Here is a 12717-nt window from a genome sequence, read left to right on the forward strand (position 1 = left end):
ACCGGCATGACGACGCCTGCCGCCAGCCTGATCATCAGCACCTACAACAACACCGACTGGCTGCAACGCTGTCTGTGGGGCTATGCGCAGCAGGACCGCCTGGATTTCGAGCTGGTCGTCGCCGACGACGGCTCCGGCCCGGCGACGCGCGAGATGCTCGAGGCGATGGCGCCGACGCTGCCGTATCCGCTGCGGCATGTCTGGCACGAGGACGCCGGCTTCCGGAAGTGCACCATCCTCAACCGTGGGATCGAGGACGCCCGATCCGACTACCTGATCTTCTCCGACGGCGACTGCGTGCCGCGGGCCGATTTCGTCTCCCAGCACCTGCGCCTGCGCGAGCCGGGCCGTTACCTGGGCGGCGGCTACTGCAAGCTGCCGATGGACGTGAGCCTGAAGATCGACCGTGAGGTCATCGTGCGCGGTCTGCATACCGATCTGCACTGGCTCAAGGCCAACGGTCTGCCGCGCAACAAGCGCTCGCTCAAGCTGTGGGCACGGCCTGGCTGGCGCGAGCGGTTGCTCAACGCCGTCACCCCGACGCCGCCGCGCTGGGCCGGCAACAACGCCTCGGGCTGGAAGGCCGACCTGGTCCGCGTCAACGGCTTCGACGAGCGCATGACCTACGGCGGCGAGGACCTGGAACTGGGCGAACGCCTGGCCAACGCCGGCGTGACCGGCAAGCAGATCCGCTTCTCGGCGGTGTGCGTGCACCTCGACCATGCCCGCGGTTACGTCAAGCCCGAAATGAAGGCCGCCAACCAGGCCATCCGCGACGCCGTGAAAGCCGGCCGCCGCACCTGGACCGACTACGGCCTCATCCCCGGCCCACCCCCCTGAAACCGGGGTCAGAGTCCTTTTCCTAAACCGGGGTCAGCGTCGTATTTCCTCCCGGAATGCCTGAGGTTGGCGCAAAACGCTGCCTTGGAAATACGACTCTGACCCCGGTTTTCAGGGGGCGAGTGCGCGCAGACGGCGGTATTTTTCGAGGACGTAGCCGGCCTGGGCGCGGTGGAAGCGCCAGCCGGCGGCGCCGTCGAGCCAGGCGCCGCGCAGCAGGTACTGCTTGAGCAGATAGGCGACGGCGTGCAATGGGCCGTCGAGGGCACCGGCACGCTTGCCGGCGTCGAAGCGCTGCTGGGCCCAGAGCTGGGCGTAGCGCGAGAGCTTGGCGACGTGCTCGGCGTGGCTGCGCGAGGTGTCGTGTTCGAAGTCGGCAGCGAGCGCGCGCACCGTCTTGCCGGCGAGATCCGGTCGTTCGTGCACCTGCGAGGGCAGGTAGCACCAGCCGGCGCGCACCAGCCGTTCCATCGGTTCGCCGCCGCGCAGGCGATGGCCGAGGAACCAGTTGCGGCGGGTCAGCAGCCAGGCATCGGCCTGCTCGACGCGGCCGTCGGCGAACAGCGTGCGGATCGTGTCCGCGGTGCCGGGCGAAAGCCATTCGTCGGCGTCGAGCAGCAGCAGCCAGTCGTGCGTGGCCAGCGTGTTGGCGAAGGTCTTCTGCGCGGCGTAGCCCAGCCAGTCCTGGTGCACGACCCGGGCGCCGTGCGCGGCTGCAACCGCGACCGTGTCGTCGGTCGAGCCCGAATCGACGACCAGCAGTTCTGCGCACAGCCCGCGCATCGAATCGAGGCAGCGGCCGATGCGGTCGGCCTCGTTGCGGGTGATGACGACGCCGGAGAGGGGAAGCGGGGCGGACATAGGGCAGGCACATCGAGGTAAGTGCGATTGTCTAGAATCGCATTGCCAGGGCGCATCATGCATCCTGTCTCGATTCGATCCTCAGTGAACCGGCAGGGCATGGCGAACATCCGCATCATTTCCCGCGACAACGGGGTCGGACTCAGCCGGGATATGGCGCTGGTCGCGGCCTTGTTCCGGGACGCCGGGCATGCGGTGGAGGTCGTCGCCTACGGCGGCAATCGGACCCTGGATCGCTGCATGGAGATCGGACACCGTGTGCGGCATGCATTGGGCCGGCGCGTGGACATGCAGATCTTCCTCGAACGCGTGTATCACCGGTTCCTGTCATTGGCGGACTGCAACCTGCTGATCCCCAATCCCGAGTGGTTCCAGCCTGCCTGGCAGCGGTTTTTGCCCCGCTTCGATGCGGTGCTGTGCAAAACCCAGCATGGTGCACACGCCTTCGCGGCCCTGGGCTGCGAGGTGCGCGAGATCGGGTTCACCAGCGACGATGTCTTCGATCCCGGGGTCGCCCGCGTGCGTCAGTTCTTCCACCTGGCCGGCAGAAGCAGCGCGAAGGGCACCCAGGTCGTGCTCGACGCCTGGGAGCGGCACCCCGAGTGGCCGCAACTGGTGGTCGTGCAGAACCCGAAGACTGCAGTCAGGCGGATGGCGCTTGCGAACGTCTCGCACCGACTCGAGTACCTGGGGGCGGACGAACTGCGCCAGTTGCAGAACGCGAGCCTCTTCCACCTGTGTCCGTCCGAGATGGAGGGCTTTGGGCATTACCTCAACGAGGCGATGTCCGTCGGTGCAATCGTGTTGACGACAGATGGCGCGCCGATGAACGAGCTGGTGTCGGCTGATGACGGTGTACTGCTCACGCCAAGCGTGCGTATCCCCGAAGGGCTGGCAGAACGATTCGTCGTCGATGTCGCTGCAATCGAATCAGGGGTGACCCGGGCGCTGGCATTCGATGACGCCGAACTGGAACGCCGGCGCGCCGGCGCGCGTCGACGCTTCCTGGACCGCGATGCCCGTTTCCGCAACACGCTGGTACCGCAATGCCTGGCGATTGCAGGCGCCACGCGTCGATGAAGTGAGGCTCGGGTCGGCGGGGATGGGTTACCAACCGCGTCGGCGAGACTCGACCGGCCGCAGCGACGAGATCTGATCGTTCATGCGCATGCGCTCGAAATTGCGTACATCCCGATCGATGATTTCGCAGCGGCCGCGGAAATCCGCGTGCTCGCACACTTCCCATGCGCCGCGCACCTCGACCGAGCTGATCATGTCGTTCATGCCGACACTTCGCATATCGCGAATGCCGCGACTGAATGTTTGCGTGCGGCCTTGGAAATCGGCGTGTTCGTACACCGTGATCGACGGGCCGTAGCGGTCGGAACGCCGATCGCGTCGTTCGCGTCCCCAGCGCTCGTCTCGATCGTCACGCTCGTGACGATGGTCATATCCACGGCGATCGCCATCCTGAAACGCCTGCGCGGTGCCCGTACCGACAAGGGACAGCGCTGCAAGTACAAGTGCGGTGCGAAGACTTGCTGACATGATGGGTCCTTCGAATGGGGTGTCGGGCGAGCACACCCTAGCCACGCCCAGCTGAAGAATGGCTGGCCGAATCCGACGCGAGCGCCACCGGATGCGCCGCGGTCAGCGTCCGTTGCTTGGCTATACCGTCCGCAAGGCATCCGCCAGCAGCACCGCCCACAGCACCAGCAGCGCCAGCCACGCCCAGCGCCAGTGACCCATGCCGCGCCAGGCGGTCCGCCAGGGGCCGGGCGACTTCACGTCGGCCTCCGGCGCTGCGCCGAGCGCAGGGCATCGGCCACGCGCAGGCCGTAGAGGTAGACACCGGTCGCGCACAGGGCGGTCAGCAGTGCGCCGAACGCGCACCACAGCCAACGCACCGGCCAGCCGCCGAAGGTGCCGAAGTGCAAGGGGTCGGCCAGTTCGGCGATGCGCTGGTGCAGGCCCATGTCGCGGCCGTCACGCAGGCCGGTGACCGTGCCGTCGCGCAGATCGAACCCGATCGCGTTCGCACGGTCGCGCACCAGCCAGGCCTGCGCCTGTCCGTCGACCAGCAGCGATGTGGACGAAATCTCGTGCACGCCGCGAATCTGCAACTGTGGCCAGCGTCGCATCGCCTCGGCGATCGCGCGGTCGATCGCCGCCGGATCGGCGGGCGCTGGGGTGGGAGCCTCGGGTAGCGCGATCTTCGCCGCGGGCCCGGCGTCGCCGCCGAGCGATTCGACCAGATACCAGCCGCCGGTCAGCCCGATCAGCGCGATGAACCACAGGCTCCAGACACCCGCCAGTCGATGCACATCGCCCCATAGCCGGCGGGGCCGGTCGCCGCGCGGCCAGACGCCGAATCCGCGCCACCAGCGTTTGTAGATGACCAGGCTCGTGGCCAGCGACAGCAGCAGCGGCAGCGACAACGCCGCCACCAGCGGCACGCCGATCTTCAGCGGCAGCATCAGATGGCGATGGGTGTTGCGCAGGATCCGCTGGGCGTTGAACCAGGGGGTGTCGCCGGTCACCCGGCCGCTGCCCGGATCGACCCAGACGAAGCGACGCTCGCCGTCGGGCAGGCGCATCACCGCGCGCGCGGCGAAGCGCGATGCGTGCGGGGCGGCCAGCGATTCGAGCGTCCACGCCGGATAGGCGCGCTGCACCGCAGCCACCCACGTGCCCCAGCTCGCATGCTGGCTGGACGGCGCCACCCGCGCCTCGGGAAAGACCAGCCAGTCGATCTCCTGCGACACTGTCGCCAACGTGCCGGTCAGGCACACGAAGCCCATCAGCAGCGACAGCTTGAGTCCGACCCAACTGTGCAGGTCGAACCACAGCCGGCGGCCGCCGGTCTTCTTCGCGGCGGCGGGTGGGCGCTGGCGATGGGCGGGTGCGTCGGCGGGCATCGGCTCAGAACGTGTACGCAGCCTGCAGGTACAGCCGCCGCGGCTCGCCGGGGAAATGGCCGGTGCGCTCGGTGAAGCCGCTGGCCGCATAGACCTTGTCGAACAGGTTCTTGACGTTGGCCTGGAACTTCCAGCGCTGCCAGTGCGTCTGCCAGCTCAGATCGAAGACGGTGTACGGCTTGACCCGCTGGCCGTCCAGACTCAGGCGCTCGCCGGTGTGATCCAGGCCGAAACCGATCGCCGAGGCCAGCGCCGGCAGGTCGTAGCGCGTCCACACGCCGAGCTTGTTGCGCGGCGCATTGGCGAAGCGGTCGCCGGCGGCATTGACGATGCCGTTGCTGCCGGCATCGATCACCTGGGCGTCGTTATAGGCATAGGCGATGTTGAGCACCCACTGTGGGGTCAGGTCGGCGAGCAGGTCGACCTCCAGGCCTTCGCTGCGTACCAGGCCCAGCGGGGCGAGCTGGTTGACGCCGTCGACGATCTCGCCGGTGGCCTGCACGATGTTGCTGCGCTCGATGCGGTAGAGCGCGGTGCCGAGCGTCACGCGGCCGTCGGCCAGCGCGGTCTTGAGCCCGGCCTCCCACTGCCGGCTGCGTTCGGCGTCGAACGGGCCGCCCGCTGCCGGGTCCTGGTTGGACGTGGCCTGCGGCAGGAAACCGCTGGCGACGTTGGCATAGGCGTTGATGCCCTCGTGCAACGTGACCGTGCTGCCCAGGCGCCAGCTCAGATCGCGGCCCTCGACCCGGCTGCCGCCGAGGCGGTCCTCGTCCTCGAAGCCGTCCCAGCGCAGCCCGGCGAGCAGCTGCCAGTTCGGCGTGATCGCAATCTCGTCCTGGACGTAGCCGCCGTAGCGCAAGCCGCGTGTGCGGGTGCTGCGCCAGGGCAGGGCGTCGAGCCCATAGTCGAAGTACCCACTGCGGCCGTAGACCGGTGCGTCCAGGTCGATGCCCGGCACTGGGCCAGCGCCACGGGCGAGATCGGCGCTGTTGGCGGTCTGCGCACTGAAGTCGGCATCCAGCCGATAGCCATCGGCCCCGAACAGCAGCGTGTGGCCAAGTGCGCCGGTCGAGAAGCGCCAGACCGCGTTGCCGGCGACCGTCAGTCCTTCGTTGTCGCGCAACTGGTTGCGCAACTGCCGGGTCATCCATTCGGCGCGGCCGTCGCCGTCGCGGTCGATCAGCCCCATCGGCTCGTGGTAGATCTGGTGCTCGCCGTTCTCGAACCAGCGTGCCGACAGGTCCACGTCCCAGTCCGCCGACGGCGAAGCGCGGTATTGCACCAGCGCCACGCGTGCGTCCATGTCGAGGAAGTCGGTCGCCTCGTTGTGGTTCCAGCGGCGATCGGTCAGGAAGACGCCGTTGTCGTCGACCGGCACGCCGCGCAGCCGGTTGCCGCCCAGGTTCTGCTCGATGTCGGTCACCTGCAGCGTCAGCTCGCCGGTGTCGCCGATGTCGAAGGCCAGCGACGCATCGCCGATCCGGCTCTCGCTGTCGGCGTTCCAGCGCACGCCCTCGTCACCGTCGGCATGCATGCCGACCCGGTAGCGCACGCGATCGGACAGTGGGCCGGTCGCTTCGAACGAGCCGGCCGCAAACGCGGCGTTGCCGGCCGCCAGCTCGACCCGGCGCAACGCCCGACGCTGCGGTTTGCGGGTCACGTAGTTGATGATCCCGCCGGGCTCGCCGCCGCCGTAGAGCGCGCCGGCCGGCCCCTTGAGCACTTCCAGCCGTTCGATGTTGAACAACTGCGGCACCGAGAAGCCTGCGTAGGGGTCGCCGCGCAGACCGTCGTAGAGCACGTTCTCTTGGCGGAAGCCGCGCAGGGTGACGCCGGCGTAGCTGAAGAAGCTCACGCCGCTGATGCTGCGGTACAGATCGGTGACTTCGTAGGCGGCCTGGTCGTCGATCAGTTCGCGCGGCAGGACCTGGACCGAGACCGGGACCTGCGATAGCGGCGTGCCGGTGCGGGTCGCGACCGCGGCATCGTCGCTGCGGTAAAGCGCCTGCGCGCGGCCGACGACGTGCACTGCGTCAAGGTCGGTGGCCTGCGGCGGCTCGGCCGCGGCGGCCAGAGAGGGGACGGCAAGGGCGGCGATCAGCCACCTGGTGAGCGGGCGGAAGCGAGGGATCGAAGGCACGCGGGGCCTGGGGCGTCGGGAGGCAGTCGCCCAGTATAAATGACATCCATTCTCATTTTGAATGGAGTGCGGTCCCGCTTACCAGCGCAGCGGTCGCCGGGCGATCTCGCGCGACAGCGCTGCATGCAGGCGTTCGGCCTCGGCGAGCGGGACGAAGCGCAAACGCAATGGCGGTGCCAGGGGCTGCGCACCGGCGGTGTCGAGCCACAGCGCGGCCATGCCGGTCCAACGGTCGAGCGGTGACTGGCGCAGTTCCACCGCCTGCAGCTTGCCGATCTCGGCAAAGCGCCAGTGCCGGCGCCACCAGCCCTCGCGTACCGCGACCATGGCGGTATCGATCGCATAGCCGGCGCGGGCCGCATGGCGATGCGCGACGAACGCCGACCACGGCAGCCACAGCAGCCCGAGCAGGCCCCAGCGGCCGAAGAACCAGCCCAGCACCAGGCACAGCACGGTGGTCGGCAACCACGCGCCGAGTGCCAGCCGCAGCCAGGCCCGGCGGTGCAGCGGCTGCCAGTGCGTCGGCGGCCAATGGGCGAGCGCGGCCACATCGCGCACGATCGCGTCGCAGGTCGCCGCGGTCGCGATCGGCGCCAGCGCATCGAGCCCGCGGCCGTCCTGCTGCCCCTGGCCGTCGCTGCCGCGTGCGCTGGCAGTGTCGATCTCCAGCGTGCGCCGCGCGAACAGCCGATGCAACACGCCTTCGCGCAGCGTCCAGGCCTGGATGCGCCGGCGCGGCACCGAACTGCGCGACCGGCTCAGCAGGCCGCGCTCGACAGTCAGTCGCCGTCCCTGCCGCAGCAGCCGGAAGCCGTGGTAGCGCACCAGCGCCAGTGCCACCGAGAACGCGCGGATCGCCAGCAGCGCCAACGCCACCGCGCCGGCCAGTACCAGCGTCTTGGCCATCCAGGTCGCGGCGAAGGCGTTGGCGTAACCGAACGCCTCGCGCCCGCCCTCGACGAGCCAGCGTCCCGCGGTGCGGTCGGGCAGCGCCTGGAACGCGAGCGCCAGCGCACCGGCGACGACGATCATGCCGCGATTGGAGATCAACCCGAGCTTGACGACCTCGGCCGTCGACAGCGCCAGCAGGGTGTCGCCGGGCGTGGCCGCCGACGCCGGCTGCGGCGACCCTGCATCATCGGTCCGGCCGCGGTCGCGGATCAGTTGCTCCAGCGCCAGCGCCTCGGGCAAGCGCAATACCCGCATCTGCGCCTCGGGGCGGGTGCCGCCGGCCGACTCGAGCCGGACCTCGGCCACGCCGACCAGGCGATGCAGCAGCGACTGATGGATCGCGACGTTGTGGATGCGCGAGTAGGGGATCTGGCGCACGCTGCGCTCGAGCAGGCCGCTGCGCACCACCAGGCGGTCGTCGGCGATGCGGTAGCGGAACGTCAGGTATTGCCACACCGACACCGCGACCAGCGTGCCGATGCCGATCAGCGGCAACCACGCCGGCCCGTCGTCTGCGCGCCGGCCGGCGACCAGCAGCACGATCAGCGGGACGATGAACTGGCGCAGGTTCTGCAGCAGCACGAACAGCCACGAGGCCGGGTGCAGCCGGCGCTCGGCATCGCCGGGCCCTGCGGCAGGGGGCAGGGGCGCTAGCGGCGGCGGCTCAGGCGTCGTCATGGTCGTCGTCGCGGGCTGCGCGCGCGGCCAGTGCATCGCGCAGCCGCTCGGCCTGGGCGTGATCCAGACCGGACAGCGCCACCGCGCTGTTGCGGGTGCCGGCCGTGTGCACGGTCAGCGTCGACAGGCCGAACGCGCGTTCCAGCGGCCCGCGCCGGATGTCCAGATGCTGCACGCGGTTGCCCGGCACGCGTACGTCGCTGCGCCACAGGTGCCCGCGGCGGATGCCCAGGCCATCGTCGTCGAGCCGCCAACGTGTGCGCAGCCAACGCCGCCGTGCGATCCACACCGTCCATGCCGGCAGCAGCACCAGCGCGCCGGCGTGTGCAGCCAGCGAGAGTGGCGAGCGGCCGAACGTGAGCAGCCCCGGCACCAGCAGGGCCGCCAGCGGCAGCAACGTGCCGATCAATGCGGTGATCGTCGACAGCGTGCGTGCGGCGACCGGCAGCGGCTGCCAGGCGCCGGTCTCGATCGGGGCCGCGGCACTGGTCACCAACGTTTGTGGCGACGGATCGGCCGGCGTGTCGTCGCGACCCTCGGTCGGCAGGGTCATCGGCGGCGCTCCAGGTCGAGATAGGGGTTGTCGTCGTGCGAACCCGACGGCCGCGCCTTGTAGCGCTTGTAGGTCCACTGGTATTGCGCCGGGTCGCGGCGGGCGATGTGCTCAACGCCGGCGTTGAGCGCGGCGGTCGCGCGCGGCACGTCGGCATCGGCGATGCCGTCGGGCGCGGGTTCGATGCGCAGTGCGAACGCGGGGCCGTCGTCGATGCGCTCGCAGTAGGCGTAGAGCACGGTCGCGCCGGTGCGTTCGGCCAGCCGCGGCACCAGGGTCATCGTCAGCGCCGGCAGACCGAAGAACGGCACGAACTCGCCGTCGCCGGCCTTGGGTTGCTGGTCGGGCAGGATGCCGGCCACGCCGCCGTCGCGCAGGGTCTTCCACAACTGACGCACCGCCGGGCCTTCGGCGCGCACCTGGGTCACACGGCTGTCGTCACCGGCGCGTGCGCGCGCCAGCCGCAGGAAGGCTTCGCCGACCGCCGATTCCGGGGCGCGGTAGAGGATCGAGATCGGCGTGCGTGCGGCCAGCCACTGGTTGAGCAGTTCCCAGTTGCCGTAGTGCGGCGCGACGACGATCAGGCCGCGGCCCGAGGCCAGCGCCGCATCGAACAGCCCGACGCCGTGCTGCTCGCGGATCATGCGCAGGTTCTGCGCCGGTCGGCGGGTCCACAGTCGCAGCGTCTCGAGCGTCTGCAGCGCAGTGGTGCGCAGCACCGCACGCCGCAAGGCCTCGCGCTCGTCGGGCGAAAGCTCGGGATAGGCGAGTTCGAGATTGCGCAGCGCGACGCGGCTTTCGCGGCTGCCGGCAAGGCGACCGAGGGTGGCGACGGCGCTGGCGATCGCGCGTTGCACGACAGGCGGCAACAGGCCGACCAGCGTGGCGAGCAGGTACAGCAGGCGGGCGAGCAAGGCGGGCATCCGGGGAGTTTAAGCGCCCGGGCCCCCGAACGAAGAACGCCGCCTTGGAGGGCGGCGTTGGGATCGTCAGTCGCGGTCGCTGTCGATCGCGGTGCGCTCGGTCGCGAACGGGTTGAGGCGGCGGATGCGCCAGGGCTCGTTCGGCCAGGACCCGGTCAGATACGGGTGATCGGGTTCGTTGCGCTCCAGCACGCGGCGCGCGTCGGCCGACAGCGTGTCGTTGCCGAGCCGGTCGTAGGCGAGCGCCAGCACCGCGACCGCATCGTTCTGGTACTCGCTCTGCGGATAGGTCTCCAGCAGGTAGGTCGCCCGCTCGGTCGCGGCGACGTACGCACCGCGGCGCAGGTAGTACAGCGCAGTCTCGATCTCGTGGCGCGCGAACATATTGCGCAGCGCGACCATGCGCTGACGCGCGTCGGCGGCGTAGCGGCTGTTGGGGAAGCGCTCGGTGACGGTGTTGAAGTCGGCGTAGGCCTGGTTGGGCGAGGCCAGGTCGCGGCGGCTGCTGTCCAGGCTCCACACCCGCTGCAGGAACACCGTGTCACGGTTGGAGTTCACCAGCCCGCGCAGGTAGTACATGTAGGCGATGTTGCGGTGCGTGGGATAGGTCCGGATGAAGCGGTCGATGCTGGAGATCGCTTCCTCGTTGTTGCCCATCTTGTACTGCGCGTAGGCGATCTCGATCAGCGCCTGCTCGGTATGCGGCCCGTAGGGGTACTGGGCGACCAGGCGGCGGAAGGTCGTCGCCGCGTTGCTCCAGTTGCCCATGCGCATCGATGCATGGCCCTTGTCGTAGAGCTCGGTGACCGGCACGCCCTCGTTCTCGTCGTCCTTGGTCTTGCCGCGGGAACAGCCAGTGGCGACCAGCACAGCCAGCAGCAGGCACACCAGGGCGCGGGTCGTCGATGCAAGGCGTGGGGTCATGGAGGCGATGGGCGGTCGGGGCACGAACCGCGGATAATACCAGTCCGGGCCCCGCGCCCGTCGCCCACGCCTGAATCCGAGCCGTCCAATGCAGCCAGCCCCCAGCGACCTTCCCGACCAGCGCACCGCCAAAGTGCCCGACGACGCCGCGGGACGCCGATTCGACGCGGTCCTGGCCGAGCTGTTTCCGCAGTTCTCGCGCTCCCGCCTCACCGCCTGGATCAAGGCCGGCGATGTCCTGCTCGACGGGACCGTGCCGCGCCCCCGCAACCCGGTGGTCGGCGGCGAGACCGTCCGCCTGAACGTCGTCCTCGACGTCCAGACCGAGGCGCTGCCGCAGGACATCCCGCTGTCGGTGCTGTACGAGGACGACCAGGTGTTCGTGATCGACAAGCCGGCCGGCCTGGTCGTGCACCCGGGCGCCGGCAACCCCGACGGCACCCTGGTCAACGCGCTGCTGTTCCGCGATCCGTCACTGACCGCGCTGCCGCGTGCGGGCATCGTCCACCGGCTCGACAAGGACACCTCGGGCGTGATGGTCGTCGCGCGCACGCTCGAGGCGCACAACGCGCTGGTCGAGCAGCTCTCGGCGCGCGACGTGCATCGCCAGTACCTGGCGGTCGTCGTCGGGGCGCTGGTCTCGGGCGGCACCGCGGACGCGCCGATCGACCGGCACCCACGCGACCGGCTGCGCATGGCCGTGCGCGAGGACGGCCGCGAGGCGGTCACCCACTACCGTCTGCGCGAGCGGTTTCGCGCGCATACCGCACTCGAGTGCCGGCTCGAGACCGGGCGCACCCACCAGATCCGCGTGCACATGGCGCATCTGCGCCATCCGATCCTCGGCGACCCTCTGTACGGCGGCGCGCTGAAGCTGCCCAAGGGCGCGTCGGAGGAGACCGCGGCGATGCTGCGTGGCTTCCGCCGCCAGGCGCTGCATGCCGAGACGCTGGAGTTCCGCCATCCCACGACCGGCGAAGCGGTGCGCTGCAGTGCGCCGCTGCCGGCCGACATGCAGGCCCTGCTCAAAGCGCTTCGCGCCGACGCCGCCGAGCACGGCGACCTGGCGCGCCGATGAGCGCCTGGCTGCCCGCCGACTGGCCCGCGCCGCCGGGTGTGCGCGCCGGGACCACGCTGCGTCATGGCGCGGGCGCGTCGGTGCCGCCGTTCGACCAGTTCAATCTCGGCAACCGCTCTTCGCCCGAGGGCGACGACCCGGCGGTCGTCGACGGCAACCGGGCCGCGTTGACGCGACTGCTCGCGCTGCCGTCGCCGCCGCACTGGCTGCGCCAGGTGCATGGCACGACGGTGTTGCGCTTCGATGGGCCGGCCACCGGCGCCGAGTCGATCGATGCCGAGCCCGAAGCCGATGCGGCGGTGACGTCGGTCCCCGGGACCGTGCTGGCGATCCTGACCGCCGACTGCCTGCCGGTGGTGTTCGCTGCCGACGACGGCCGTGAGGTCGCCGCGGCGCATGCGGGCTGGCGTGGCCTGGCGGCCGGCGTGCTCGAACGCACGCTCGGCGCGATGCGCACGCCGCCTGGCGATGTGCGCGCCTGGTTGGGCCCGGCGGCGGGCCCGCGCGCCTATGAAGTCGGCGCCGAGGTGCACGATGCCTTCGTCGGGCAGGACGCAGGCGCGGCAGCGGCCTTCGTCGCCACCCGTCCCGGCCACTGGCGGGTCGACCTGTTTGCGCTGGCACGCCGCCGGCTGATCGCCGCGGGCTTGCGGCCGGGCGCCCTGCACGGCGGCGGACGCTGCACGATCTCCGAGCCGTCGGCGTTCTTCTCGCACCGGCGCGACGGCCGCAGCGGCCGGATCGCGACGCTCGCCTGGATCGGCGACTAGGTCCGCACAACCGGTTCAGGCGTCCAGTCGGAGATCGCAATACAGTGGGCGGCGCGTCCCGGTTCCGGGATGCGCCCCACC

General features: G+C 70.2%; 12 protein-coding genes. 4 read left to right on the forward strand and 8 right to left on the reverse strand.

Annotation, left to right across the window (positions count from 1 at the left end; all coding sequences use genetic code 11):
* Nucleotides 1-6 precede the first annotated feature (6 nt).
* Entirely contained in the window at nt 7-840 is an 834-nt protein-coding gene (locus FHW73_RS10100) for a glycosyltransferase family 2 protein (RefSeq protein WP_183426589.1), read from the forward strand.
* 111 nt (nt 841-951) lie between these two features.
* Here the strand turns inward: FHW73_RS10100 and FHW73_RS10105 are convergent, their stop codons facing one another.
* Nucleotides 952-1701 (reverse strand): glycosyltransferase family 2 protein, encoded by a 750-nt coding sequence (locus tag FHW73_RS10105; RefSeq protein ID WP_183426590.1) that lies wholly within the window; start codon nt 1699-1701, stop codon nt 952-954.
* Between the two features lie 99 nt (nt 1702-1800).
* Between FHW73_RS10105 and FHW73_RS10110 the strand changes: the two genes are divergently transcribed.
* Nucleotides 1801-2781 carry a glycosyltransferase gene (locus FHW73_RS10110; protein ID WP_183426591.1) on the forward strand — a complete coding sequence of 327 codons (981 nt, stop codon included), beginning with the start codon at nt 1801-1803 and terminating at the stop codon, nt 2779-2781.
* 27 nt (nt 2782-2808) lie between these two features.
* Here the strand turns inward: FHW73_RS10110 and FHW73_RS10115 are convergent, their stop codons facing one another.
* From FHW73_RS10115 to FHW73_RS10145, 7 genes are all read right to left on the reverse strand, one after another.
* Nucleotides 2809-3249: a beta/gamma crystallin-related protein gene (locus FHW73_RS10115; protein WP_183426592.1), complete on the reverse strand. Its 441-nt coding sequence runs from the start codon at nt 3247-3249 to the stop codon at nt 2809-2811.
* 236 nt (nt 3250-3485) lie between these two features.
* Entirely contained in the window at nt 3486-4619 is a 1134-nt protein-coding gene (locus tag FHW73_RS10120; protein WP_183426593.1) for a PepSY-associated TM helix domain-containing protein, read from the reverse strand.
* A gap of 4 nt (nt 4620-4623) precedes the next feature.
* On the reverse strand, nt 4624-6750 hold the full coding sequence (locus tag FHW73_RS10125) for a TonB-dependent siderophore receptor (protein WP_183426804.1): 2127 nt from the start codon (nt 6748-6750) through the stop codon (nt 4624-4626).
* An 87-nt stretch (nt 6751-6837) separates the two neighbouring features.
* Nucleotides 6838-8388 (reverse strand): PH domain-containing protein, encoded by a 1551-nt coding sequence (locus tag FHW73_RS10130; protein ID WP_183426594.1) that lies wholly within the window; start codon nt 8386-8388, stop codon nt 6838-6840.
* Nucleotides 8375-8941, reverse strand: a complete 567-nt coding sequence (locus FHW73_RS10135; protein ID WP_183426595.1) for a PH domain-containing protein — start codon at nt 8939-8941, stop codon at nt 8375-8377. The genes FHW73_RS10130 and FHW73_RS10135 overlap by 14 nt, the downstream gene beginning before the upstream one ends.
* Nucleotides 8938-9864 carry a lauroyl acyltransferase gene (locus FHW73_RS10140; protein WP_183426596.1) on the reverse strand — a complete coding sequence of 309 codons (927 nt, stop codon included), beginning with the start codon at nt 9862-9864 and terminating at the stop codon, nt 8938-8940. The genes FHW73_RS10135 and FHW73_RS10140 overlap by 4 nt, the downstream gene beginning before the upstream one ends.
* A 66-nt stretch (nt 9865-9930) precedes the next feature.
* Nucleotides 9931-10788, reverse strand: a complete 858-nt coding sequence (locus tag FHW73_RS10145; protein WP_183426597.1) for an outer membrane protein assembly factor BamD — start codon at nt 10786-10788, stop codon at nt 9931-9933.
* Between the two features lie 88 nt (nt 10789-10876).
* Between FHW73_RS10145 and rluD the strand changes: the two genes are divergently transcribed.
* Both rluD and pgeF read left to right on the forward strand, forming a co-directional pair.
* Nucleotides 10877-11866: a 23S rRNA pseudouridine(1911/1915/1917) synthase RluD gene (gene rluD, locus FHW73_RS10150; protein WP_183426598.1), complete on the forward strand. Its 990-nt coding sequence runs from the start codon at nt 10877-10879 to the stop codon at nt 11864-11866.
* Nucleotides 11863-12636, forward strand: a complete 774-nt coding sequence (gene pgeF / locus FHW73_RS10155) for a peptidoglycan editing factor PgeF (protein ID WP_183426599.1) — start codon at nt 11863-11865, stop codon at nt 12634-12636. The genes rluD and pgeF overlap by 4 nt, the downstream gene beginning before the upstream one ends.
* Nucleotides 12637-12717: the final 81 nt, after the last annotated feature.

Source organism: Luteimonas sp. RC10, assembly GCF_014192745.1.
In the GTDB taxonomy this organism is placed as follows: Bacteria; Pseudomonadota; Gammaproteobacteria; order Xanthomonadales; family Xanthomonadaceae; genus Luteimonas.

Bases quoted from the DNA above. Each gene is read 5' to 3' on its own strand.
- FHW73_RS10145 (WP_183426597.1), bottom strand. From the start codon at position 10,788: ATGACCCCACGCCTTGCATCGACGACCCGCGCCCTGGTGTGCCTGCTG.
- FHW73_RS10120 (WP_183426593.1), bottom strand. From the start codon at position 4,619: ATGCCCGCCGACGCACCCGCCCATCGCCAGCGCCCACCCGCCGCCGCG.
- FHW73_RS10115 (WP_183426592.1), bottom strand. From the start codon at position 3,249: ATGTCAGCAAGTCTTCGCACCGCACTTGTACTTGCAGCGCTGTCCCTT.
- FHW73_RS10130 (WP_183426594.1), bottom strand. From the start codon at position 8,388: ATGACGACGCCTGAGCCGCCGCCGCTAGCGCCCCTGCCCCCTGCCGCA.
- FHW73_RS10140 (WP_183426596.1), bottom strand. From the start codon at position 9,864: ATGCCCGCCTTGCTCGCCCGCCTGCTGTACCTGCTCGCCACGCTGGTC.
- rluD (WP_183426598.1), top strand. From the start codon at position 10,877: ATGCAGCCAGCCCCCAGCGACCTTCCCGACCAGCGCACCGCCAAAGTG.
- FHW73_RS10135 (WP_183426595.1), bottom strand. From the start codon at position 8,941: ATGACCCTGCCGACCGAGGGTCGCGACGACACGCCGGCCGATCCGTCG.
- FHW73_RS10105 (WP_183426590.1), bottom strand. From the start codon at position 1,701: ATGTCCGCCCCGCTTCCCCTCTCCGGCGTCGTCATCACCCGCAACGAG.
- FHW73_RS10110 (WP_183426591.1), top strand. From the start codon at position 1,801: ATGGCGAACATCCGCATCATTTCCCGCGACAACGGGGTCGGACTCAGC.
- FHW73_RS10100 (WP_183426589.1), top strand. From the start codon at position 7: ATGACGACGCCTGCCGCCAGCCTGATCATCAGCACCTACAACAACACC.
- pgeF (WP_183426599.1), top strand. From the start codon at position 11,863: ATGAGCGCCTGGCTGCCCGCCGACTGGCCCGCGCCGCCGGGTGTGCGC.